19 protein-coding genes and 6 pseudogenes are annotated in these 23,914 nt (G+C 35.4%); 6 read left to right on the forward strand and 19 right to left on the reverse strand.

All coding sequences use genetic code 11. From position 1 onward, the window contains the following. Positions 1–13: 13 nt before the first annotated feature. On the reverse strand, positions 14–649 hold the full coding sequence (locus ABWU56_RS03600; RefSeq protein WP_353281905.1) for a hypothetical protein: 636 nt from the start codon (positions 647–649) through the stop codon (positions 14–16). A 162-nt stretch (positions 650–811) separates the two neighbouring features. On the opposite strand from ABWU56_RS03600, the pseudogene ABWU56_RS03605 reads away from it, so the two are divergent. Further along, positions 812–1,390, forward strand: a pseudogene (locus ABWU56_RS03605) (FAD-dependent monooxygenase); the annotation flags it as partial. A 19-nt stretch (positions 1,391–1,409) separates the two neighbouring features. Here the strand turns inward: ABWU56_RS03605 and ABWU56_RS03610 are convergent. Beyond that, a protein-coding gene (locus ABWU56_RS03610; protein ID WP_353281091.1) for an IS5 family transposase occupies positions 1,410–2,173 on the reverse strand; the annotation gives its coding sequence in 2 pieces (ribosomal slippage) (positions 1,410–1,819 and positions 1,819–2,173; 765 coding nt in all). A gap of 65 nt (positions 2,174–2,238) precedes the next feature. On the opposite strand from ABWU56_RS03610, the pseudogene ABWU56_RS03615 reads away from it, so the two are divergent. Both ABWU56_RS03615 and ABWU56_RS03620 read left to right on the forward strand, forming a co-directional pair. After that, positions 2,239–2,832, forward strand: a pseudogene (locus tag ABWU56_RS03615) (FAD-dependent monooxygenase); the annotation flags it as partial. Positions 2,833–2,878: 46 nt separating this feature from the next. Next, positions 2,879–3,497: pseudogene (locus ABWU56_RS03620) on the forward strand (IS6 family transposase); the annotation flags it as partial. Positions 3,498–3,635: 138 nt separating this feature from the next. On the opposite strand, the gene metG reads toward ABWU56_RS03620, so the two are convergent. From metG to ABWU56_RS03640, 3 genes are all read right to left on the reverse strand, one after another. Further along, the gene (metG, locus tag ABWU56_RS03625; protein ID WP_353281907.1) at positions 3,636–5,165 is read right to left on the reverse strand and encodes a methionine--tRNA ligase; all 1,530 of its coding nucleotides are present in this window, start codon (positions 5,163–5,165) and stop codon (positions 3,636–3,638) included. Positions 5,166–5,534: 369 nt separating this feature from the next. Then, the gene (locus tag ABWU56_RS03635) at positions 5,535–6,452 is read right to left on the reverse strand and encodes a hypothetical protein (protein ID WP_353281910.1); all 918 of its coding nucleotides are present in this window, start codon (positions 6,450–6,452) and stop codon (positions 5,535–5,537) included. Between the two features lie 81 nt (positions 6,453–6,533). Continuing rightward, on the reverse strand, positions 6,534–7,937 hold the full coding sequence (locus ABWU56_RS03640; RefSeq protein ID WP_264730662.1) for an NAD(P)H-dependent flavin oxidoreductase: 1,404 nt from the start codon (positions 7,935–7,937) through the stop codon (positions 6,534–6,536). A gap of 134 nt (positions 7,938–8,071) precedes the next feature. Here ABWU56_RS03640 and coaE point away from each other — a divergent pair, with 134 nt between their 5' ends. Continuing rightward, positions 8,072–8,650: a dephospho-CoA kinase gene (coaE, locus tag ABWU56_RS03645; protein ID WP_353281912.1), complete on the forward strand. Its 579-nt coding sequence runs from the start codon at positions 8,072–8,074 to the stop codon at positions 8,648–8,650. Here coaE and ABWU56_RS03650 read toward each other — a convergent pair. From ABWU56_RS03650 to ABWU56_RS03665, 4 genes and pseudogenes are all read right to left on the reverse strand, one after another. After that, positions 8,640–9,824 carry a ribonuclease D gene (locus tag ABWU56_RS03650; protein ID WP_353281914.1) on the reverse strand — a complete coding sequence of 395 codons (1,185 nt, stop codon included), beginning with the start codon at positions 9,822–9,824 and terminating at the stop codon, positions 8,640–8,642. The genes coaE and ABWU56_RS03650 overlap by 11 nt on opposite strands. A gap of 84 nt (positions 9,825–9,908) precedes the next feature. Beyond that, on the reverse strand, positions 9,909–11,228 hold the full coding sequence (locus tag ABWU56_RS03655; protein WP_353281916.1) for a dihydroorotase: 1,320 nt from the start codon (positions 11,226–11,228) through the stop codon (positions 9,909–9,911). Between the two features lie 104 nt (positions 11,229–11,332). Further along, a pseudogene (locus ABWU56_RS03660) lies at positions 11,333–11,611 on the reverse strand (lipase); the annotation flags it as partial. A gap of 106 nt (positions 11,612–11,717) precedes the next feature. Continuing rightward, a pseudogene (locus tag ABWU56_RS03665) lies at positions 11,718–12,335 on the reverse strand (IS6 family transposase); the annotation flags it as partial. Positions 12,336–12,618: 283 nt separating this feature from the next. Between ABWU56_RS03665 and ABWU56_RS03670 the strand changes: the two are divergent. After that, positions 12,619–13,395, forward strand: a complete 777-nt coding sequence (locus tag ABWU56_RS03670; protein WP_010406361.1) for an enoyl-ACP reductase — start codon at positions 12,619–12,621, stop codon at positions 13,393–13,395. A gap of 395 nt (positions 13,396–13,790) precedes the next feature. Here the strand turns inward: ABWU56_RS03670 and ABWU56_RS03675 are convergent, their stop codons facing one another. After that, positions 13,791–14,972 (reverse strand): hypothetical protein, encoded by a 1,182-nt coding sequence (locus tag ABWU56_RS03675; protein WP_264704412.1) that lies wholly within the window; start codon positions 14,970–14,972, stop codon positions 13,791–13,793. A 118-nt stretch (positions 14,973–15,090) separates the two neighbouring features. On the opposite strand from ABWU56_RS03675, the gene ychF reads away from it, so the two are divergent. After that, the gene (ychF, locus tag ABWU56_RS03680; RefSeq protein ID WP_010406370.1) at positions 15,091–16,185 is read left to right on the forward strand and encodes a redox-regulated ATPase YchF; all 1,095 of its coding nucleotides are present in this window, start codon (positions 15,091–15,093) and stop codon (positions 16,183–16,185) included. 7 nt (positions 16,186–16,192) lie between these two features. Here ychF and ABWU56_RS03685 read toward each other — a convergent pair whose 3' ends face one another. The 9 genes and pseudogenes from ABWU56_RS03685 to ABWU56_RS03725 form a co-directional block, all read right to left on the reverse strand. Continuing rightward, complete coding sequence (locus tag ABWU56_RS03685) at positions 16,193–16,558, reverse strand: hypothetical protein (protein WP_353281917.1); 366 nt, start codon at positions 16,556–16,558, stop codon at positions 16,193–16,195. 239 nt (positions 16,559–16,797) lie between these two features. Next, the gene (locus ABWU56_RS03690) at positions 16,798–17,745 is read right to left on the reverse strand and encodes an IS110 family transposase (protein ID WP_253307293.1); all 948 of its coding nucleotides are present in this window, start codon (positions 17,743–17,745) and stop codon (positions 16,798–16,800) included. Positions 17,746–18,016: 271 nt separating this feature from the next. Continuing rightward, on the reverse strand, positions 18,017–18,517 hold the full coding sequence (locus ABWU56_RS03695) for a phage tail protein (RefSeq protein ID WP_353280016.1): 501 nt from the start codon (positions 18,515–18,517) through the stop codon (positions 18,017–18,019). Between the two features lies 1 nt (position 18,518). Continuing rightward, complete coding sequence (locus tag ABWU56_RS03700) at positions 18,519–18,824, reverse strand: hypothetical protein (protein ID WP_353281919.1); 306 nt, start codon at positions 18,822–18,824, stop codon at positions 18,519–18,521. Positions 18,825–18,907: 83 nt separating this feature from the next. Next, positions 18,908–19,912 (reverse strand): annotated as a pseudogene (locus ABWU56_RS03705) (major capsid protein). A 36-nt stretch (positions 19,913–19,948) separates the two neighbouring features. Continuing rightward, positions 19,949–20,320: a head decoration protein gene (locus tag ABWU56_RS03710; RefSeq protein WP_353281920.1), complete on the reverse strand. Its 372-nt coding sequence runs from the start codon at positions 20,318–20,320 to the stop codon at positions 19,949–19,951. A 46-nt stretch (positions 20,321–20,366) separates the two neighbouring features. Then, a complete protein-coding gene (locus ABWU56_RS03715) occupies positions 20,367–21,446 on the reverse strand; it encodes a S49 family peptidase (protein WP_353281922.1) in 1,080 nt (359 codons plus the stop codon). Between the two features lie 14 nt (positions 21,447–21,460). Then, positions 21,461–22,873 (reverse strand): phage portal protein, encoded by a 1,413-nt coding sequence (locus ABWU56_RS03720; RefSeq protein ID WP_262986459.1) that lies wholly within the window; start codon positions 22,871–22,873, stop codon positions 21,461–21,463. Further along, positions 22,873–23,904, reverse strand: coding sequence for a YhcG family protein (locus tag ABWU56_RS03725; protein ID WP_096097252.1), 1,032 nt, complete (start codon positions 23,902–23,904; stop codon positions 22,873–22,875). The genes ABWU56_RS03720 and ABWU56_RS03725 overlap by 1 nt, the downstream gene beginning before the upstream one ends. Positions 23,905–23,914: the final 10 nt, after the last annotated feature.

Consider the following 23,914-nt stretch of genomic DNA (forward strand, 5'->3'; position numbering starts at 1 on the left):
ACTCCCTATTTCTCTAAAAAATACTATCTTCAACTTGAATATGTTGAAAAATATTTTGCGTATTATCCAAAAAGTCATCCTTTATAGCAGCTAGCTCGGATTGTTTTTGAGATAGATTATCTTCTATTGTTCTATTGAAACAATCAAGATCATTGCATTTTAGTTGAGAGTGCATGTCTCCATTTTCATATAAACCTCGTATAACGTCATAATATGCTCGAGTTTCATCAGTTTCTGGTTGTTGCTTTTCTTTGAGTATTGCCTTTAATTTCGAATCTATGTCTAATTCTTTTTTTATAGCTTCAGTAGCATTTTCATGATACTGTTTATAATCCTCAAGACTCTTTGATATTTTATTTTTTACTTCGTTTTGTAACATTCCTAGAAAATCTTTAGCATGAGATTTTTCAATTTTTTCCTTCCACTCATCATACGTATATTCTTGTCGACTACCATATTTTGTATCTTGACACTCACTTCCTATGTTAAACAGCTCTTTGTTACAGATTTTATCACCCTGATAAAAGTAATCGCTTATATTAATTTTATCGCTAGTTAAAGTTTGTCTAATTGCTGCTTTATTTTCTGCAAGTTCTTCTCTATATTTAGAGATACAGTTTCTCATTTCTTCTTTACAATCTGTAGTCATAAGCTGTTTCCTTTAATAAAATTAAAACCTATTTTAGCATAAAATAATTAATACTTTATTACTAATCTGAGGTATACTAAGGTAGTGATAAGAAGTCCAGCATCTACGAAGTTTATTTAAACTATTTTCAAAACGAATAAAATGTAATTTTAGGTAAATAAAATGAATTACGATGTAATCATTTCAGGTAGTGGGCTAATTGGTCTTATTACTGCTATTGGCCTGAGTAATGACTCTGTATCTGTAGCCGTAATTGAGAAAAATAGTTTACCACGTGCAGTTGATGATAATCGAGCATTTGCTATTTCTCAAGGATCAAAAAAAATACTAGAAAAATTAGGGATTTGGCGGCTCTTAGAAGGCGAAGCTGAACCAATACTTGATATATGCATATTAGATGGAGATAGCCCATTTACTGTGCATTATGACCATAAAATGGTTGGTGAAGAGCCAATGGGCTACGTAATCAAGAGCGCTATTATATGGAATGCAATCAATAACAATTTTTTGCATAAACTCAATATATATTCTCCACGTTCCTATAAAACAATCTCTTGTGACGAAGGATACATGGAAGTTACTCTTGATAATGATCAAAAATTGATATCATCACTATTTATCTGTGCTGAAGGTAAAAACTCTAAGTTGCCAGAGTTGTTTTCTATACCAATGATAAAATTTGATTATAAACAAAATAGCATGGTATTTAATGTAAAACATGAATTACATCACCAAAACTTAGAACCTGTCTTGAAAGGAGTTAATTGGCTAATTTAGTAAGCATAGAAGTAATCATATTAAATAAGATATTGTTTTTTGAAGTAAGAGGAGAATGTTCGTAATCCTTGCTCATGCGTCTAAAATTGGAAAGCCAGGCAAAGGTTCGTTCTACAATCCAACGTTTAGGAATAACTTGAAATCCTGTATCAACCAATTTCTTGGTAATCGTTAGCAAACATCCAGTTTCCAACAAACATCGATTTTGTAATTTACCTTTATACCCTTGATCAGCAAAAAACCTACGTAATGTTGGAGCTTTGCATTTAGCTTGAACAAAAAGATTGGTAGCACCATCACGGTCCTGAATGCTTGCGCTGTGTACTTCTGCAGTAATTACAAGACCTAGTGTATCTACAATAATATGACGTTTTCTACCCTTTATTTTTTTACCGGCATCATATCCTCTTGATCCCCTTTTTGAGTCGTTTTCACTGATTGACTGTCAATTATACCTACTGAAGGTGTTTCATTTTTGCCAACCATTTTTCTTACCTCTTTTACTAGCATGTCATGTATTTTTTTCAATTTTCCATTATTACGCCACCTGAGAAAATAGTCATACACCGTTTTCCATGGAGGAAAATCTTTTGGTAGCATTCTCCACTGGCAACCACCCCTCATTATGTACCTTATTGCATTAATAATTGTTCTTATGTTATGTTTTCTTGGTCGTCCTATCGCTCCTTGTGCAACATAGGGCTCTAAAATTTCCCATTCCTTGTCACTTATATCACTTGGATACAACTTACCCTCCTATTTTTTGCTTACCTCATCATACTCTTTTCTTCATTACCTTTCAAGACAGGTTCTTAGCTGTAGAGCGGTTTTTTCCTGGTGGTCCATTTGCAATTTTGCCAATGAAAGGTGGCTATACTTCTTCAATAGTTTGGACAGAAAAATGCGAAATTTCAAAAATGCTGATGAGCTTATCTGAAGAGGAGTTTATCATAGAACTCAAAAAAAGATTTGGTTCTTATTTGGGAGAAATTGAATTAGAGGGTGAAAGAAAATCTTACCCTTTGAGTTTTACTTTTGCGAGAAAGCTTCATAAAAGCAGAATTTTGCTGATTGGCGATGCAGCACATTCAATCCACCCGGTTGCAGGTCAAGGACTTAACCTTGGAATGAGAGATGTAGAGAGTGTTATTAGACAAATAACTGCTGCAAAATCCTCTGGCATTGATGTTGGCAGTAATTATCTATTGAAGAAAATTTCACGTGATAGATACTTTGATAATTTTACTATGGCACTTGCAACTGATGGACTAAATAGAATATTTTCCAACAGAATACTTTGCGTTAAAGTTCTGAGCAATCTTGGTTTAATGATAGTTGAAAATTCAGATTTTCTTAAAAAAAGCTTCGTTCGACATGCTATGGGGTTGGTTCTGTCGCATTTGTAGGGAAGTAGAAAGAAGAATGATATAATTGTCTAAAAAAAAAGCAAAGATGTTTCGTATCAATCAAAAATTGTTGCCATATTTCAAAGGATTTAGCTTTTCAGCGGATGTTATCTGTATACATGAAATGTCGATTCTCTTTGAGCTATCGAGATTTGGAAGAAATGATGAGTATAAGGGGAGCAAAATGCTACGTTACAAAGGTGGGTTATCACCACTGATAGATGAGGCAGTAAGGAAAAGAAAGAAGCAGGTTGGTAGTAGTTGGAGAGACTTACATTAAATTAAACGGTAAATGGGTTTATTTATATACTGTAGACTTGTGTGTTAGTAGAGACAAGTCTGCAGCACTTGCATTCTTTCGTAAAGCCTTCAGGAGTAACTATCTTCCTGAGAAAATTGTAATTGATAAAAGCGGCAGTAATACTGCTGCTCTTGATGATTTGAATGCAGAAATTTCTGAAGATTACAGTTCTTCAAATAAAATATCTAAATAATATTGTTGATAGATTTATCAAAAAACTAATAAAGCCAATGCTTGGGTTTAAAAGCTTCCATTCCGCAAAGATTACCATCACAAGCATAGAAAATATTCGTATGATTCAAAAAAGACAAATTATTAAAATAATGTTTCTACTTTTGAGAATTTTGCTATGTTAATAACTCCTATAATCCCACCTTTAATGATCTTCTTTCCTATGGTTTATAGATTCGACAGAACCTTTTTTTTGACTCTGTTGAATTAAAAAGGCTAACTACAGAACGGCCAACTCAGTCTAGTCTTGTAACGGCTTACTAAGGATTCTTTAAATATCGATCCTCAAAAAAATCGGCGTAGGTTTAGGCAGTGTAATGCCTAAGCTTACACATGCGTTGCACAGAGATTTTAAATCACGTTGTTCTTTTGGAATTTGCAACTGATCGAGTATCATTTTTGCTGACTTTGGAGCAATTGGCTGCAGCAAAATGCCAATCATTCTAATGTATTCAAGTAATTTGTAGATTACTAAATCCATGCGCTCTCTATCGGTTTTACTGAGTGTCCAGGGTGCACTTTTATCTATGTAAGCATTGGCCTTGGAAGAGATATTGATAATCAGGAGTATAATCTGGTTAAATTCATACTTTGATAGATGATCCATTACTTGATCAATTATGGCTTTGCAATTTGGTAAACTCTCATCATCTTTAAGCAAATTGCGATCGACCACTGGTACAACTCCAAAGCATTGCTTGTGCAGAAATGAAATTGTTCTTTGCACTAAATTGCCTATATTGTTTGCCAGCTCTGAGTTTATGCGGCTGATCATGTTCTTCTTACTGAAATTACCATCTTGACCGAAACTTGCTTCCCGAAGGAGAAAATAGCGTAGTTGATCAACACCAAACTCTTCTGCCAGACCAATTGGATCTATAACGTTACCAAGGGATTTGGATATTTTTTCCCCCTCGTTCAGCCACCAACCATGAACTGCAATTTGCTTTGGCAGTGGTAAATCTGCTGCAAGAAGAATAGCTGGCCAGTATACAGCGTGAAAACGCAATATGTCTTTACCGATCACATGAACGTTGAAGGAGTTTGTCCAAAATTTCTTATATTCCTCATCTTCTATATTAGGAAAGCCTATTGATGTGAGATAGTTAGTGAGCGCATCTATCCAAACATAAATTACGTGCTTGTCATTCCCTGGTACTTTTATTCCCCAATTAAAACTAGTACGAGAAATCGAAAGGTCAGTAAGTCCTGATTTTACAAACGATACCACCTCGTTTTTTCTGCTCTCAGGAAAGATGAAATTCGGCTGATTTTCGTATAACTCTAGTAATTTATTTTGCCAACTTGACAAACGAAAAAAGTAGCTCTCTTCTTTTATCCACTGAACTTCAGCACCTGTTGGTGCTCTGCCATCTATCAACTCTGATTCCTGATAAAACGCTTCATCACGAACTGAATACCAACCTGAGTAAGAATCCAGATATATTTGCCCTCTCTCTTCAAGCCTATTCCATAGAGCTATAACTGCTTTTTCATGACGTTCTTCTGTGGTGCGAATAAAATCATCATAATCAAAGTTCATTAGCTCAGCCAATTTTCTGAACGTAACACTTATTTCATCTGTAAATTCTTTTGGCTCTATTCCCTTTACCTTAGCCGCTTTTTCAATTTTCTGTCCATGTTCATCTGTACCAGTGGTAAATTTGACGTTCTTTCCAGCTAATTTCATAAATCTAGCTGTAACATCACAGATAAGGGAAGTATATGCGTGGCCGATATGTGGCTTGTCGTTTACGTAATATATTGGCGTAGTGATGTAAAAGCTCTCAAATTGCTCCATCTTGTAGTGCTTAAAGCTTTATCGTATCTGTACTAGTAATAAAAATCAATATATATCCTATCGTACAAGCAATCTGAAAAGCCATTATACCGCTGCGTTTGCAGCGGTATAATGTGAGTAACTTACGTTTGAGTTGCTATGATATTGTTGTCCATAACTTCACAACTGTACAAACATTCATCTGTGAAAGCAGTGTGTTAAATATTATAGCAGATTTTGCCTCAAACACAAAAATGTCATCCCAGTGCCCAGACACTGGGATCCAGAAAAATTAATTGTAAACAAACGACTATACAACATGTTCAATAAAATTACAAAAAAGCTGGATTCCAGTGTCAAGCACTGGAATGACACTATTTGCTGTACAATTTACCTTCTAAAATCAATATTATATCCATGATTTCCAGAATGTTTTTCCGCATTAGAATGAGAAAACAACCCACCAGGTCTGGTGTCATCATAAGAAGAAGCACTTGAAACAGTATTAGGATTTTGAGAAAAGTAAGAAGGTGGTGGTGAATCATAACCTCCACAACTAAGCCCTTGTCCAGAATAGCTATCTACCGCTTCTTCAGCCTTCTTAATATTTTCTGACTCTTTCTTATGTTTCATATGAAAAGCCACACCACCAGCAAGACACACAAGAGAATTAATGCCAAGAATGACTAAACCCCAAACTGGTAAGACTGGGTTAATAGCGAAACCTATCAAAGCTGCTAAAGAAATTGCACCAACTGCAAATTCTATATTTCTGAACATTTTAAGTTGACTATCTAGATAATCTATTTTTTCTGACTTTCTAGCCGTTTTTTCGCTGCTGTTGTACCAAACACACATTAAAGCATGGAAAGCAACACACGCAACTACAGCTACTATCCCTAAAGCTAATAATTTCCTGCTGTCTTCTGAGTCTTTTTTCTTATCTTCTCTGCTTTGGTAGCCAACAGTATCAAAACCAGGGTTATTTATAACTGTAGTACGACCACCAAACAGGTTGCTAAGTAGTAAATAATCCCAAAAATCTAAACCTCTATTATCGTTTATATGTACGTGCGTGACTTGAGGGCCTGTAGTTTGTTGCCTATTGCTTCTATCATATTCTGTACTGTTCTGCTCATTAGTTAGATTACTGAGCTTAAATTCCTTATACGCATCTTCAAAAATTTTATCACTCCAGTTCTCAATATTTTGCATACCACGAGAACGTAAAAATTCTTGAACACCATTGTCACTGCCATTTTCTTTTATATAGGCAAGTGCATACCTTTTTAAAACACTACTACGCATAAAAATTCCCCCAGAATTAAGATTAAATTAATAAAGACTTATTATAACAGAGTAACGTTTTCTTGTCAATTCAACCATACCCTAATACCCAGTTAATATCCTTTCCACCAATTCTTTTACTGTCGGTACGTAGCCATTCTCATAAAATGGGTCTTGCTTAAATCTGTAAACATTGTGTCCAGAAAACATGAGTTCATTTTCAACATTGCCGTCATGTACAATGTTTTGCAGTGTCTTTTGTATACAGAAACTCCGTGGATCTGGCTTTCGCCCTGTTGAATGGTCACCATGATCTTTCCAATTGCTAAACAGACAATGGCTCAAACATCCCATGCAATTAATTTGATCTTGTCTTATCTCCGCAAATTTGCTTGGTGTCACAAAAATAACAGTTGTATCTGGAGTTTTCATTGCCTCTGTATAACCTTCCTGAGTCCACTTATCTGCCAGTTCTTTGTCTTGTGCAGTAAGGTAAATCTTTCTACCTCTGCTGCCCATTGCAAATTCATTGTTAAACTCTCCGCTTGCACTTTCCGAAAATTTTATTTGACGTGAATTCCTCTCCTGTAGCTCACGTATGAAGTTATTTCTTACTGCAGATGAGTAAAACCCTGTTGGACTAAATTTGTTTAAAAATACATCACCTTCTTCTAAAGTAAGTAACTTCTTTTTCCACTCTGTAGAAATCGGGCTTTCTTTTGTTAAAAGTGGACGAGTACCAAGCTGAAAAGCTATTGGTCCGATTTGTAAATTGTCAAACCAATGTTCCCAATCCTTCAAATGCCACACTCCCCCTGCCATAACAATTGGCGTTTCAGCAAGACCAACTTCGTTCATGAAAGATCTAAGCTCTGCAACTCTTTCAAATGGAGCCTGTAGTAATTCCGGATCTTCACTATTACTTAGTCCATTGTGACCACCAGCAAGCCACGGATCCTCGTATACTACTCCACCAAGTAAAAAAGAAGATATTTTTTGGTAAGCACGTTTCCATAACGCTTTAAAAGCGCGCGCTGATGAGATAATAGGGTAGTAATAAACTTGATATTTAGCTGCAATTTCTCCGAGTCTGTAAGGCATACCAGCACCGCAAGTGATGCCATGAACTAAGCCTTTTGCTTTTTCTAATATACCATGAAGTACATGTTCTGCTGCCCCCATTTCCCAAAGCACATTCATATGTACTCTCCCATGGCCTTTTGATATTTCATTTGCTATTTTTACTTGACTAACTCCAGCCTCAATGCTATATTTAATTAATTCTTCGTGCTTTTCATTTCTTGTTTTACCTTTATAAATTAGTGGTACCAGCTCGCCATTGCCATCGATAAGTTTAGCATTTGCACCAGAAAACGTACCAACAGCATCCGCTGCAGCAAATGCCCCACTTGATCCTCCATCACTGATTGCAATACCTTTACCGCCCTCAATGATTGGCCACACTTCTTTCCCTGAAATCACTATCTTTTTTATCTTATCTTTCAAAATTTCCTCTTAATCTTTCACTCTATTTTACTTAATTACTAAAAAAATCATAGCTTTTCTTTTTATACCTATGCATTCAGTTTTAAATAGGCATAGGAGATGCTATAAATATAGTTTTATAAGAAATTTGCTATATGATCATAGGTTTAACAGGTGGGATTGCAGTTGGAAAGAGCTTTGTAGCCAATTGCTTTAAAGAATTTGGTGCCGCTTTGTTTGATGCCGACTCTGTCGTACACCAGCTTTATAAAGTGGACAAAAACATAATAAGTTATGCAGAAGAAAAATTTCCTGGGGTAGTAGTAAATGGAAAAATTGATAGAACAGTATTGTCTAAATATTTTTTAGCACATGATGAAAATTGGAAGCAATTCCAGTCTTTATTACATTCCGCTGTGCAAAATGAATTAGAATTTTTTATTGCTCATGAGAAAGAAAACAACAGAAAACTTCTAGTTCTAGACATTCCACTCCTGCTGGAAACGAGATTCCATTTGTATTGCGATTTTATTGTTTTTATCCATGCAGATAGCGTTGTGCAAGCTCAAAGGATTAGTGAGCGTAATATGGATAAAAAAAAGCTGAATCTAATGTCTAGTATTCAGCTCCCTATTGAAGAAAAAAAGCAAATGAGCGACTTTATCATCGATACCAGCGCAAATGTTTTTTCTCAAGTGAAAGATATAATAAACTCGTTAGACCTCAACACGTGATACGGTTATTCTCCACAAGATTACTCCGAATTTTAGCTGTACTATCAGCAGATTTTACCATTAAAATTTCAAACCTTGAGCCTGCATTCAAAAACGATTCTACTGATCTGCCGAAAAAATCATATCTCCATCCCTTGAACAATTTATCTATCTTCCCAGATATTGATCCAGCTAACTCATCTTTTGACGAAACTAACTTTCTCGATATGTTATTTTCCTTACATTTGCTCTCTAAAATAATCGAGAGTATATCAAAGACAGATTTATCATAATTATCCGACAGAGTATAATTTTGCTGCACAAATTCCTTCTCATTCTCATTGAAAATATCTATAAATTCTAATAAATCTTCCTCTTTTATATTTTTTGTGTTTCTCTTAAGGTCATCTAAAATGTCATCAATATGTTCCACGTTTTTTTCAATTAAACCAGTTATTACGGCATTATTGACTACCTTATTACGATTTATATTGTAACGCTGTGCTAAGGTCTCTTGCCACTCACTAACTGCTTTAACAACTAACATTAGCCTCGGATTTGCTTCATAATTAAATTTAATCCTCTTCCATGCATCTTTTGGATTATGCAAATACTTATTGACATCAACTATTGATTCCATTTCTTCTTGAAACCAGCCCATCCTATTATTTTCTTCAAGTTTATTGCACAATATTTGGTGTAGGTCATATAGGTGTATCACGTCATTTACTGCATAATCTAATTGATCCTCAGATAATGGCCGTTTTAACCAATCTGAATTTTTAGCTTTAATTTTATCCAGCGCTACCCCCTGATATTGCTCTACTACTTTTGAATAACCAATAAAGTCGTGATAATAATGACAAAACATAGCAGCAACTTGGGTATCAAAAATGGGAGTAGGAACACATTTAAGCACGGTGAGTAAGGATTCTATGTCTTGCCGACAACTATGAAAAACTTTGGTTATTTCTCGATTCAGCATTATTTTCTTAATAAGCGATAAGTCAATTTCTGGCACTAATGCATCTACAATAAAACTCTTCTCTCCGTAAGAAATTTGAATTAACGATAATTTTGGGTAGTAGGTTAAATTATTTCTAATGAACTCCGTGTCAATTGCTATAAATTTTGGATCTTTTTCCATCAATTCTTTACATGCATTTTCCAGTTCCGATGTCGTACTAATTAGCATATATTTTTTATTCAGTGGCTATATTTTACCACTTATATTAAATCTTTACAATTGATTGAAATTGAGAGCACAATTGTATAATAACTAACTCTTCTGTAAATATACAGTTTTGCCAGACACAACGGTACGTACTACGTGCCCTTTCACTTTGCGTCCACCGAAAGGCGAATTCTTTGATTTACTAGCAAAGTTGTCAACTTTAATTTCCCATTCATGATCCAAATCAACTAAAATTAAGTCCGCTACAAGGTTTTTCTGTATGCGGCCACGTGGCATATGTATGATATCTGCAGGCTTATATGTCAATTTTGCAAGCACATCAAGTAGACCCATTTGTCCACTATGATATAGTTCAAGTGAAAGGGGCAGCATTGTTTCAAGGCCAATAATACCAAATGCAGCATTTTCAAGTGGCAGATCTTTAGAACTAAGATCATGCGGAGCATGATCGGTTGCAATGCAATCAATCACACCTGTCTTTAAACCTTCAATCATAGCTAAACGATCCTCTTCAGTGCGAAGCGGCGGGTTCATTTTTGCGATTGCTCCGTGTTGTTTTACTATATCTTCAGTTAAAGTAAAGTGATGAGGAGTTACTTCACATGTAACATTTAATCCCAAATCTTTTGCACGTTTAATAGCATCAAGTGAATCTTTTGAAGAGACATGTAAAATATGGTAGTGTACATTTTCTATGTCCTTCATTAGCAGTATATCACGAGTTACCATAACCGATTCCGATTCACTCAAGATTCCCTTTACTCCCAATTCTTCAGAAATCTTACCCTCGTTAATTACGCCACCAGCAGATAGATTCAAATCCTCTGCGTGTTGAGCAATAGGAACACCAAGCATACTTGAATAAAGCAGTGCCTGTCTCATAATCATTGGATTCATAACTGGCATACCATCATCGGTGAACCCAACTGCACCTTCTTCCTTTAAGAGTGCCATTTCAGTTAATTTTTCTTCCGAAGTGGTGATTTTAGCGTAAAATTGAACATTCACATGCGAAGTTTCAAATGCTCTATATTTCAAATACTTAGCCAAGACAACACTATCAATCGCTGGAACAGTGTTTGGCTGGCAAACTACAGTTGTAACGCCCCCTGCAGCTGCAGATTTGCTGCCTGTATGTATAGTTTCTTTATGCTCTTGACCTGGTTCACGAAAATGCACGTGAATGTCAATAAGACCTGGCATTAGAACAAGCCCTTCACAATCTATTGTTTCATCAACTCCACTTGTTGAAAATAATGATTCGCCAAAATCAACAATTTTACCCCCTTCAGTCAATAATGAACCTTTTATATCAAGTTTAGTTTCCGGGTCAATAATACGAGCATTGGTATACGCAATTTTATAGCCTTCCTTTTGCCCTGTCTGCAATAAATTCCAAATCATATTTGAGTATCGATTATAAAATAAATCTAAAGTTTTTTTAGTAAAATACAACCAAATTAAAGTGATGATATAAAACTAGCAATAAAGAATATTTAAATTAATACTCAAGCAGCTATTCTATAACTACCATTTTCGATTTCAACGTTATTAAGTGCGGTATTTGCGTTATAAGAACAGTAACATCCTACTGCAAGAAAAGTTAATGCAGCTACAGCAAGCGAAACACACATTGCTAAATGAACCATTGTTAGACTTGTACCAACAGCAAATGCTCCAGATAATACAAAAGAAACAGAAGCATAATTACCTTGCCTTTTACTATAAATTTTTGCTTTCAAGAATTTTTCATTTAGCTCTTCATCCTTGCTTTCAGATTGTTTCTGTTGAGTTACTTCATCAGTTAGACCTTGCCTTGTATCATTCAGCTGCCCTTCCGGTTCTGTCGAATCTATAAACCATAGGAAAGAAGATCATTAAAGGTGGGATTATAGGAGTTATTAACATAGCAAAATTCTCAAAAGTAGAAACATTATTTAATAATTTGTCTTTTTTGAATCATACGAATATTTTCTATGCCTGTGATGGTAATCTTTGCGGAATGGAAGCTTTTAAACCCAAGCATTGGCTTTATTAGTTTTTTGATAAATCTATCAACAATATTATTTAGATATTTTATTTGAAGAACTGTAATCTTCAGAAATTTCTGCATTCAAATCATCAAGAGCAGCAGTATTACTGCCGCTTTTATCAATTACAATTTTCTCAGGAAGATAGTTACTCCTGAAGGCTTTACGAAAGAATGCAAGTGCTGCAGACTTGTCTCTACTAACACACAAGTCTACAGTATATAAATAAACCCATTTACCGTTTAATTTAATGTAAGTCTCTCCAACTACTACCAACCTGCTTCTTTCTTTTCCTTACTGCCTCATCTATCAGTGGTGATAACCCACCTTTGTAACGTAGCATTTTGCTCCCCTTATACTCATCATTTCTTCCAAATCTCGATAGCTCAAAGAGAATCGACATTTCATGTATACAGATAACATCCGCTGAAAAGCTAAATCCTTTGAAATATGGCAACAATTTTTGATTGATACGAAACATCTTTGCTTTTTTTTAGACAATTATATCATTCTTCTTTCTACTTCCCTACAAATGCGACAGAACCGAAAATATTCGTATGATTCAAAAAAGACAAATTATTAAAATAATGTTTCTACTTTTGAGAATTTTGCTATGTTAATAACTCCTATAATCCCACCTTTAATGATCTTCTTTCCTATGGTTTATAGATGCGACAGAACCTTTTTTATACGTTAGCTACAGTTAAAACATAATTGACTTTGCCTAGTTAATATTTCAAATTATAAAAAAGGCAAATAATTCTATGATATTGCAGGGCAAAAAAGGGTTAATAACCGGAATAATAAATAAAAGGTCAATAGCATATGGTATAGCACAGACCCTCTCAGAACATGGAGCTGAGCTTGCAATCACTTATCAAAATGAAACAATAAAAGAGAAATTATTACCAATAGCAAGTGAATTAAATGTAGAGTTAATATTGCACTGTAATGTTTCAAATGAGGAAACTATAGATAATGCTTTTAAGGAAATAAAGGAGAAGTGGGGTGCTATTGATTTTTTGGTACATGCAATAGCATTCTCCGATAAAAATGAGCTAAATGGTAAATATGTCAATACTTCACTAAACAACTTTATTAATGCAATGCATATATCGTGCTATTCTTTTACTGCTTTAGCGCAAAGAGCGGAAAAAATGATGTTAAATGGCGGTAGTTTACTTACTTTATCCTACTATGGTGCTGAAAAAGTTATGCCAAATTATAATGTGATGGGTTTATGTAAAGCAGCACTTGAAGCAAGTGTAAAATATATAGCATGTGATCTCGGACCACAGAACATCAGAGTAAATGCAATTTCTGCTGGTCCAATCAGAACTTTGGCATCTTCTGGAATAAGTGACTTTCACTCCATATCGGAATGGAATAGAAGTAATTCTCCACTTAGACGCAATGTTACAATAGAAGATGTTGGCAAGGCAGCACTATACTTATTAAGCGACCTGAGTAGTGGTACAACTGGAGAAATTTTACATGTTGATTCAGGGTATAATGTTGTGGGAATGAAGATAGTAGACTAATACAGTACTGCAGATGCATGTGAAGCCTGTGTTTTTTTGTTATCCGAGTAATTGACATTGGAGCCCAGTGTCAGCTACTCGAATGACAACATTTTTTAATTAAATCTCGCACATTAACCATAGAGTTATTATTTTATAAGTATTTGTTGCTGCTGATCTTCTATTTTTACTTCCTCCATTTGGGTTAAGAGATTGTGCGTGAGGGTTGCTCTTGAAGTTGCCTTGCAAGGAAAAAGTCTTTTTCCTCCCGATCTTGGAGTTGCTTTGCAAGCAAGAAATCCTATTGTTCTTGTGTTTGTTTTGCTAAGACTTTATTCTTATTAAGCAGTGGTTAAAAATGAGCATGGCTTTTATTATAGAATGCCCCCCTATAGAAGTATATAGACTATGAAGACTTATCTTACAGGTTGTGGTACTTGTTGTTGATAAAATGTTTTTTCTACACGTGCTTCTTCCACACTGCACCTTCTTGATAAGACTGGCTCCTCAAGGCATTTTATACGTTGCTGTACATCATTAATGCACTGCCCTATAACATCACCAATTTTTCCATCAGCATTTTTTGCCAATAACTCATCAAACTCCCTCTCAATCTCTACTCTCTCAGAGATATCCTTTGAAAGATCACAATATTCCAAAATTTCATCTATCTGAAGTTGTTTTGCTAATAGAAAGTCTTCTTGCTCCTGCTGCTGTTTTATTAACTCTTGAGTTACAATTTTAGCCCTAGAGTAATGATTTCCTTCAAGATATATTGTTTCTCTCTCTTTACTACCCCATAACTCGTCATTTAATTTATAACTCGCACGATTAAACATCTGATTTAGTTGATCATTGTTTATCATTTCAGGATTTGGTTCAAACTTTTGTTGTTTCTCTCTGCCGCTAACTTTACAATGGACATTAATTTCAATGTTAGCTAAAGAAGCTAATAATTGAATTTCTTCAATAAAAGGAAAATAACTTTTACTTTCTATTGCTTCTAGATAGGATTGATAGAGTTCAGGTTTGTCAAGAAATGAGCGTGTAATAAAATCACTGTTATATTCGGCATTATAGTCACTCTCACCAATGCCATCAAGAGCCTCTGCATATTCACTTAGATTAAGCACAGCTTGATTATGCGATATATTAAATTTGCTAACAGCTCTACTTACTAACCTCTTCACATTACCTTCAGCATTTTCAATTTTCCTATTTGTTTGCTTAACCAGACCCTTTATTTTATCAGACTTGCCAGTTAAATCCCCTGGCTTATTAAAAAACATATTAAAAACCTTTTCTAGCTGATCCTTTAAAGGAGCTGGCATACTTGGATCATCTAAAGACGTAAATCGACTTAAAAATTTGTGCCATTCCATTCTCATATCTTGCGCTCTTTCAGCTTTATATGTACCAGAACTGTTATCACCAAACACTGCATGAAAAAAGCAATTGCCATCACCTGCAGTATCATATTTAACTACTTGGTTATTAGAAGGTTCTTTTTCTACATTACTCTCTGAAGTCTTGCGTCCTTTAGCATTTTCAATACTGTCAAAACCATTTGGTAATTTCCGTTTTCTAAGCCCGACCATAATTTCTACCTTAATTCAAGCTATATGTTATTATATTAACTAACTTATTAATAAGTAACTAATTAGGTATAGCAAAAATTTTTTAATTATGCAATAATTAAGGCTTTAAATAGCAAATATGAGCTTTAACTGTGGTATAGTTGGGTTACCAAATATAGGAAAATCAACTTTATTTAATGCACTTACAGAGTCAAGTGCAGCTGAAGCTGCAAATTATCCTTTTTGCACAATCGAGCCAAATGTTGGCAAAGTGCCAATACGAGATCAGCGTTTGAAACAAATTGCCTCGATTGCTCACTCGGGGAAAATAATCTACAATCAACTGGAAGTTGTCGATATTGCCGGCTTGGTTAAGGGTGCGAGCAAGGGTGAAGGACTAGGAAATAAATTTTTGAGTCATATCAGAGAAGTTGATGCCATTGTTCATCTGCTCAGGTGCTTTACGGATGACGATATCAGCCATGTAAACAGTAAAATAGATCCAATATCAGATGCTGAAATAGTGGAAATGGAGTTAATTCTAGCTGATATTGATAGCATAGAAAAAAGGCTTCCTCAATTGGAAAAGAAAGCAAAGCAAGGTGATAAAGAGCTAAAGAGACAACTTGAATTAATGCAAGAGGTATTAGCTACTTTAAAATTAGGTAAACCGGCAAGAAGCTTGGAGAATATCGATGAAGATGAGATGAAGTTGCTTCAATTGCTAACAACAAAGCCTGTTATGTATGTATGCAATGTTGAAGATACGAATATCATAACTGGTAATGAACTATCTAAAAGGGTGGAAAAAATGGCGGAAGAAAATAAAAGCAAATTTTATTGTATTTCAGCGAAACTTGAAGCAGATATTGCAAATCTTGATAGTGAAGAGGAAAAACAGAATTTTTTATCAGAATTTGGCTTACAAGAATCAGGACTTGATGGAGTAGCACGTATTATGTATGAAGTGCTAAGTATGATAACTTTTTTTACTGTGGGCCCCAAAGAAGCACGTGCATGGCCAATAAAGATAGGATCAACAGCTGACAAAGCAGCAGGTGTAATTCACACTGATTTTGAAAAGGGCTTTATAAAAGCAGAAACCATAAGCTTTGAAGACTATATAAAATATGGAAGCGAATTAGCTTGCAAAGATGCAGGGAAAATTCGCTTCGAAGGCAGAGATTATATCGTGCAAGATGGCGATATAATGCACTTTAGGTTTAATGTGTAGTATACATCTAACTCCCAAAGAACCAGGGAATCGAGCCTTTCTTTATGGCTTCCTCTTCGCTGATCTCATCTAGTTCCACGTCATGGAGAATGGAGCTAGGTGTTGTAACAACTTCTTTCCCCTGTGGTTGTATATTCTTCTCCTCCTCACATAGTACGTACTCCAGACGTTCTTCTAAAAATTCATGTAAAGCTTTACCTTCTATAAGCACATCTTCGCTTTGCTCAGCTAATTTCAAAATTTCGTCTAGTTCAACATCTTTACCATTAATAGTTGCCTGACCAATCTCAATTTCACTAAGATTTACATTTAAACTAATAAAGCAGTTAACAGAATTACCTTTCCCATCTTCTGCACTCCACCTAATTTTCATATCGCATGTTGCATCTTTTGCAAAGCGGTATCAACTATGTTTTTTAAAAATTTTTTTATTTGTGTAATTTTGCAAATTATATGGGTAATAAAAACCCGCTTGTCATAGAAATAGGATCCTATATCAAACAGCTACCACAGCAATTTTTACTTAAGCCAATGAATATGTGAATAAGTACTTTAAGTCTGTGTGAACGTACTTATTCACAATATTCATTTCAGTTACTGCTGTGTAAATTTTTAAATATGCAAATTAAATTCTTCTTTAAGTCTTGTATTAGCAATTACTATAATTTTGCGCATTAGTGCTGTTATAGCCACCATCTTCTTCTTACCACTTTCAACAAGCTTAGAATAAAATGCACCAAGTACAGATTTGGACTTTGCGGCAGCCATAGCAGCTGTAAAGAGCTTTGAACGAACGTTACTTCTACCACCTGTAATCCTTCGGTAACCAACAGCTTTACCACTTTCTTTTGGATGCGGTGCAACTCCGGCAAGACTTGCTACTTCTTTTCTGTTTAAGTAACCAAGCTCTGGCATTAAACACAAAAAATCTTGTGATAACTTTTTACCTATTCCAGGAACTGTTTTAAGGATTTTTTGGCGTTGTTGTAATTCGCAGCTTTCATCAATAATCTTTTGTATGGTATTATTGAGTTCGTTTATTTGACTATTGAAAAACTCAATGGTCTTTTGACAGCTTTCTTTTATATGATCATTTTCCGGTGCCTCTAGTCTGCATTTTTCTTGAGCTCTCATTTGCGTAATGTCATCACGACGTTGACAAAGTGCAGTCAAGGTTGATTGTTCTGTAGAGGTAGGTACAAATAAAGAGAGAGTTCTATGGCGTTCAAATCCATATTGAGCAAGAGCTCTTGCATCTGATCTATCAGACTTTGCTAAAGTTCCGTGAGATAAAATAAAGCTTTTTACTTTACGAGTATTAGCTCGATGCACAGCAATATTTTTGTCGGTAAGAAAATGTGATAAGCCAAGTTCATATTTCCCTGTATTTTCTAAAGTCACTAAAGAATTAGGTAGAATATCTGAAAACTCTTGAAACAATTGTTGCCAACCAGAAGCATTATTATCAAATTCGACAGCATTCTTCTGTTTGTGAATTGCGACGACATTTTTAAATTTTCCGATATCAATGCCAATAAAATTTTGATAAGATGTAACCATAATAAACCTCGATAGTTTTAGTGAATTTAAGATTGTAAGCGGGTGCATATATATGTCCCAAACAACTATTCAAACGTATCGAGAGATAGGGCTAGTGTACCTTGATACCGACGGTTGTAATACCAATTTCTTCTCGGTTGCACATGCCCGTGATAGCCCTATTCCTAGTGAGCAGGGTTATCTTTCTCTCTTATCTCTTTTATATCACGTTTTTAACTTACAATTTCTTCCTTCAGTGTGCTGCAAATTGCTTGATGTAAATCTTTCAAATTCATCCTTTATAGCTCAATTCACGTTCAAAAAATTTTGTAAATACTTCCTCAACCTCATAATTAACAAGATTTCCTATTATCCTTGAAGCCTCAGGTTCTAGTGGCAACTTAATTTCCTTTATTGGCAGGGCTGTTCTTCCTTCACGCTTAAAAATACCGCTATTTCCTTTTGGCATAACTGCTGCAAATCCTCCTATAAACTCATGCTTTCCTACTTTCGATCCTCTTCTTGTTTTTTGTATTTTGCCAATTGCCGATGCTCTAATGTCATAGAGATTTGCTCTAATTAACACTTCTAATCTGCTAGTTTTCGCCTTAAAAATTCTTAATCTCTTTCTTATCAAACTTTTCTTTTCCTCACTAATTTCCTTAGCTGCTTGCGCTTTTAACCATAGTGCCGTTCTGTTTAATGCACTCACTATTGCTAATTCTATTTTTCTTCTTTTAGCGTTTACACTTTCTATTACCTTATTACTATTAACTTCTATATGAATAGACATTCTATACCCCAGATGCTTCGATTCGCCAGATCATTCCAGATTTATCTCTAAGTGGTGGTGAGTGCACCTTATACTTACAGTTACCAATAACGAAGATATCTCCTACCATTGGCTTTAATATATCAAAGACACTCACCTCCAAAATCAACATCTCCCCCACAAATTGTCCTTCACCAATCTCGTATAATTTATCTGGCTGTTGCTTTAATACTTGTACCATGTATGCCTTATCCTTTGATTTATATAAAGCCACCTCTCCTAAATGGGCAAAACAATCTTTAAATAATCTCTTAATATTCTCTTGCACGTTTCTCCGCTATATACTAACATTTATATGCTAAGAAGAGGTAAAGCATTCTTCTGCCTCACACCGCTTTATATTTGCTCTACCTATGTTGCAATGATCTTGACTAGTATCGCTGGACGGTGGCACATTGGCAGAGGGTTTGACTGCGTATGCAAATCAGTCCCTCTATCAAATCTTCTTGGCTCTTGTTTTGCATAGAGTGGCTGTCCAAGAGTATTTACTGTTTCATTAAAGTCTGCTGGTGCAAAATATGTTGTAAATGTACTTGCTGTTCCTAGTGGAAAACAGTGCCCTGTATCTTTTTCTATAAATCTTCTTACTGTTCCTTCAGGATCAGTTGCTTGCCCTCTATATTCCTCAAATGTTATACCACAAAACGTAAATCCTGACCTCATATCATTTCGAAGCGCTGCTCCTTCTTGCCATCTCTCGTATGCTTCTTTCACTTTACTATGCGAAGTTAGTGCATCAAAAAACTCAGGGCTTACCAAGGCATGAATTCCGGTCATATATTCGCCACTTAAGTTGTCTTCGATATGTCACAATACCTCCAGACACTTACGCTTGACATCTGTTGTTGCTGTTCCAAGGGCAAAATTTACTACTTTTGGTGTGATTTCAAATTCGTTGTACAAATTTAATAATTCTGACCCGTCAGCATCAAGAATAATTCCCTTCAGCGCTCCCATTCGCAAATGCTCTAATGTTATTGCATGTTTGTTTCTCATTGATTGCAAATGATCAGTTATTACATCTGCCAGCGCTTTCAGTTCACTCTCTGATCCAAATGCCCTTATTCCTTGCACTTCCTCTGGTAACACCACATCATCATGAGGAATATGAGGAATGGTAAATGTTCTTACCTTTCTTTTACCACGTTTTCCTACTGTTGCTGGTGCCCCTGGTACTTGCGTTGGTAGTAGACTTAAAACTCCATTATGTTCTTCTATGGTAATATGTCTAAATCTTACTGACTTACTTGGAAATAAATTTAAATTTTCAACTCGTCCATAATTTATCGGCAATATATTCATCGCATTTGTTAGTGCCGTCATGCTAAATGCTGTATTTGTAAATGGATTTTGCATTTTTTATTTTCCCCTTTTGTGTTTTTAATAGTTTTTTTAAGCTCCCTTGCGGATAATGATCCCTCGTGCTTCAAGTTGCTTTATTGCTTCAGCTTTCTGTTCTTCAGTGATATTTGCTGGCCACACAACTGCATGATCTGCTAGTATTGCACCACGAGTAATAATTACTGCTTTGGCATTTTCTGTCGCATTTACATCACTTACTATTGCACCTACTGCTGTTTGTGTGCCGTCTGTTCCAGTGGGATTAAGGACTCTAATAAAACCATCTTCCGTCTTTTTGGCAACTACTGCACCAAGCTTAAGATTTTGACCTTTAGCTACTGTTATTTGGTCTCTTGAATATAGATTTGAAACTTCGTATTTCAGAAGATCCCCAAGGTTATTTTGTTCTGTTATAGTACTCATTCTGCTTTTCCCCTTTATTTTTTACTCTTGTTATACTATGAATATTCTAAATGCCAGATTGTGCACGACTTCTTGCTACCTGCATCATTAAATCTTCTGACGAATTCTGTGGTAATGTGCTTAAAATTTCAGTCTTCATTGTTCGTTCTGCAAGTATCGACATTAATATTTCTTGTGCTTGTTTGCTGCTAACATTCTGCTCTATAAATTCTCCTATTTTCTCTGGCATTCGTGATAAGTTGCATAAACGTATTAATTCAAGAACTTCAGCATGATAACTGTCATTTTTGATTTTATTAGTTAAATTATCAGTTTCTAGGTCAGTTGTAGTTTGTTCATTCATAGTAATACTCCTGTTTTTATTAATAGATGAAAGAATTGTCATTCCGTCTGCAAGGCCTATTTCTACTGCTTTCTCCCCAAAATATAGCCCTGCTTCCGTTGATTTGATTGCTTCTATAGAAAGATTTCGATTCCGTGCTATTAGCTGGACGAACATCTCATATAAACGATCTATTTCCTCTCTCAAACTTTTTAAACCTTCAGAGTTAATAGGCTCATGCGGATTTAAATCATTCTTTCGACTGCCAGCAAAGATTGTGGTGTATTTTATTCCCTGTTTTTCATCAAACCCACTTTGATCTATATGACTTGCTATTACTCCTATACTCCCAACTCCTGAAGTGCGGGTGAGAAAAATCTTTTCAGCGCTAGAGGCTATAGCGTACGCAGCAGAGTATGCATCATCATTTGCTAATGCCACAATTCTCTTTTTTGCTCTTGATTCATAAATAAAATCAGCCAGGTCAAATATACCGTTTACCTCTCCTCCGGGGCTGTCTATTTCCAGTATAATTGTCTCTATGCTACTATCTGCTAATGCTTGTGTAATTTGTTCTTCTATTTGCTCATATGATGTCATTCCCAGAAAGACGTCAAAAGCTCCTGGTTTTTTGGTCAAAATTCCATGTATTGCTATTACTGCTGTTTTTTCTATATTCTGATTTACTGCATGTTTTATATTTTTAAAGATAGGTTGTTTTCCGTTATATAGTGACAACAGGTCAAAGCTTTTTTGCTCTATCATCATCGGCCTACATAGCCAGTTGGTTTGTAAAATTTCCATAAAGTAAACGAGATTTATTTTGTTTGTGTCCTAACATCAGAATCAAAGAAAAGGTTGAGAGAATCAGCACGCTTTTGATCTTCTGCTATTTCTTGGTCAATTTCTTCTACATCGTAACCCATTTCTGATACTACTTCTGAGCGGCTCTTGAAGCCATTTCTTACCGCCATTTGCTGTGCTTGCTGGTCTTTCAGTGGATCTACCCAATCAAATCCCTGTGGTATCCATTTTACTTCTTCTTTCGCTGCTTTTACTACTTTTTCATCTATACTCAGTTCTCCACAAAGTACTGCTAACTCTAGCCATTTACTCCATACTGGTCTGCAAAATTGAAATACCATAATGTTATGTTGCAGCATAGCACATCGACGACGAAACTCTATTAATCCTGCTCGAATGGATGAATAATTAACACCTGTTAAATCTCCTGTTAGCTGCTCATATGTTATTCCTGTACCTATTGCTATTGCCCTCAGTTGCTGTCTCATGAATGCTTCATAACTTCCTCCTACATCTGATGGCTCTGAAAATTTTATGTCCTCTCCTGGGTCTAAAAGTTGCATTGTTCCAGGTTCTAGGCCAGATAGTGCTACTCCTTGCTCATTACTTTCACCTTCTCCTAAAATATTTGCTTCAGGATCGAGCCTTGTAATAAACCCTGCAAACATCGCTGCTGTCTTTTTTCTCACTAATTCTGCATCATCATATTGATCAAGTTCATAGAGCTTTAGCAGTATACTCGAAAGCCATGGCTCTCCTCTAATTTGCCCAGGTCTCAGTGGTTTATAGATATGTAAAACATCGTTTGCTGGTACTCTAACTGATTCGCCAAATGAGCCTTCTCCTGGATGTTCTCTAAATAAGTAATATGCTTCTCTTTGCCCAAGCCTGTTAAACTCAATCCCGTTTCTTATTACATTACCATTTCCTAAAGTTTGATTTGTTTTATTATCTAGATGTTCGGACTCAAGTACTTGCAGTTGTAATGGCACAGAAAATCTATCTTCCAGCTTTCTCGTTCTTAAACGTACAAAACATTCTCCTCCCTCTATCATACTTCTACATACTAGAGCTTGTAATCCATAAAAATCACTTACTCCATTACTGTCTGCTTCATCTGTCCATTTTAGCCATAATTCTTGTACTTTTTTGCGAAATTCTCCATCTCTTGCTTTTGATTGTGGTTTTATTCCTGTTCCAATAGAGTTACTTACTATCGTATCAATTATATTTGCTGCATATGGATTTTTTCTCACCATATCACGTGATCTACTACGCAGGTGCTCAAGGCTTTGAGAAAGCAAATTATTTATGCTTCCCGCTTCTCCTTGCCAATACATTACCCTTCTTCCTGAGCCCGCTGCATCCCATGCTAAACTTTTTATCTTTGGTTTGCTAAATAATTGCTTGAACGATTTTAACAGCATTACTTTTCCTTATCTGAAACTTTGGATAACTCAGCCTCTAGCTCTTCTATTGTTGGCAAGGCTGTCTTTACATTCTCTGGTAGATTTTCAGTAATTTTATATTCTGCCAACCCTATCGGTTTATTTATGTCTTTCAGTGTATACTTAGCTAGTACGTTATCCTTTGACTTGCATAAAATTAATCCTATAGATGGTTGATCTGTCTCGTGCTTTAGTAAATCATCAACGGCTGAAAGATAAAAATTCATTTTACCTGCATATTCTGGCTTGAAATCTTTGTCTTTTAGCTCAATTACTACAAAGCAACGTAACTTTAAATGGTAAAACAATAAATCAATATAGAAGTCTTTATTTCCAACATCTAAGTGAAATTGCCTACCTACAAATGCAAATCCTTCCCCTAGCTCAAGCAAAAACTTCTCTACATGGCCTACAAGACCTTTTTCCACTTCTCTTTCATGAGCGTCATCTCCTATACTCAAAAAATCAAAAATATATGGATCTTTTAATGTATAATGTGCTAAATCTGACTGGGGAGAAGGTAACTTATCTTTGAAGTTAGTAACAGCTTTTCCTTGACGTTTGTGCAATTCACGTTCGATTTGCATCACCATTATACTACGTGACCAACCGTGCTCTATAGCTTTTTGAAAATAAAATAGTCTTTCTTTTGGATCTTTTACTTTATCTAAAATAACTACAATATGAAACCAAGGCAATTGTGCAGCAACCTGCTGCGTAAATTCAGTATCTTGATATTCTGCAGCAAATTGACGCATATAAGTAAGATTCCTAGCACTAAATCCCTTCATTTCTGGAAATGCGCTTCTCAAATCCTTACTTAGCTGATCTATGATTTTAGCACCCCAACCATGTTCTTTTTGGCGCCTTAAGATCTCTGTACCAATATAGTGATAAAGCACAATGAGTTTGCTATTTACTGCTAGTGCTGCTTTATAACGACTAGTAGCAATCTGTTCTTTGAGCTGCTCTAAAAATTCTGTATATTCTTTTGCTATAATTTTTGTCATACGGTTCCTT

It is taken from the genome of Wolbachia endosymbiont (group B) of Horisme vitalbata (assembly GCF_964028625.1).
In the GTDB taxonomy this organism is placed as follows: domain Bacteria; phylum Pseudomonadota; class Alphaproteobacteria; order Rickettsiales; family Anaplasmataceae; genus Wolbachia.

What these genes read in the sequence shown, in the direction of transcription:
- ABWU56_RS03600 (WP_353281905.1), bottom strand. Translation starts at nt 649, where the DNA reads ATGACTACAGATTGTAAAGAAGAAATGAGAAACTGTATCTCTAAATAT.
- metG (WP_353281907.1), bottom strand. Translation starts at nt 5,165, where the DNA reads ATGGAGCAATTTGAGAGCTTTTACATCACTACGCCAATATATTACGTA.
- ABWU56_RS03635 (WP_353281910.1), bottom strand. Translation starts at nt 6,452, where the DNA reads ATGCGTAGTAGTGTTTTAAAAAGGTATGCACTTGCCTATATAAAAGAA.
- coaE (WP_353281912.1), top strand. Translation starts at nt 8,072, where the DNA reads ATGATCATAGGTTTAACAGGTGGGATTGCAGTTGGAAAGAGCTTTGTA.
- ABWU56_RS03650 (WP_353281914.1), bottom strand. Translation starts at nt 9,824, where the DNA reads ATGCTAATTAGTACGACATCGGAACTGGAAAATGCATGTAAAGAATTG.
- ABWU56_RS03655 (WP_353281916.1), bottom strand. Translation starts at nt 11,228, where the DNA reads ATGATTTGGAATTTATTGCAGACAGGGCAAAAGGAAGGCTATAAAATT.
- ABWU56_RS03670 (WP_010406361.1), top strand. Translation starts at nt 12,619, where the DNA reads ATGATATTGCAGGGCAAAAAAGGGTTAATAACCGGAATAATAAATAAA.
- ABWU56_RS03675 (WP_264704412.1), bottom strand. Translation starts at nt 14,972, where the DNA reads ATGGTCGGGCTTAGAAAACGGAAATTACCAAATGGTTTTGACAGTATT.
- ychF (WP_010406370.1), top strand. Translation starts at nt 15,091, where the DNA reads ATGAGCTTTAACTGTGGTATAGTTGGGTTACCAAATATAGGAAAATCA.
- ABWU56_RS03685 (WP_353281917.1), bottom strand. Translation starts at nt 16,558, where the DNA reads ATGAAAATTAGGTGGAGTGCAGAAGATGGGAAAGGTAATTCTGTTAAC.
- ABWU56_RS03690 (WP_253307293.1), bottom strand. Translation starts at nt 17,745, where the DNA reads ATGGTTACATCTTATCAAAATTTTATTGGCATTGATATCGGAAAATTT.
- ABWU56_RS03695 (WP_353280016.1), bottom strand. Translation starts at nt 18,517, where the DNA reads ATGTCTATTCATATAGAAGTTAATAGTAATAAGGTAATAGAAAGTGTA.
- ABWU56_RS03710 (WP_353281920.1), bottom strand. Translation starts at nt 20,320, where the DNA reads ATGAGTACTATAACAGAACAAAATAACCTTGGGGATCTTCTGAAATAC.
- ABWU56_RS03715 (WP_353281922.1), bottom strand. Translation starts at nt 21,446, where the DNA reads ATGGAAATTTTACAAACCAACTGGCTATGTAGGCCGATGATGATAGAG.
- ABWU56_RS03720 (WP_262986459.1), bottom strand. Translation starts at nt 22,873, where the DNA reads ATGCTGTTAAAATCGTTCAAGCAATTATTTAGCAAACCAAAGATAAAA.
- ABWU56_RS03725 (WP_096097252.1), bottom strand. Translation starts at nt 23,904, where the DNA reads ATGACAAAAATTATAGCAAAAGAATATACAGAATTTTTAGAGCAGCTC.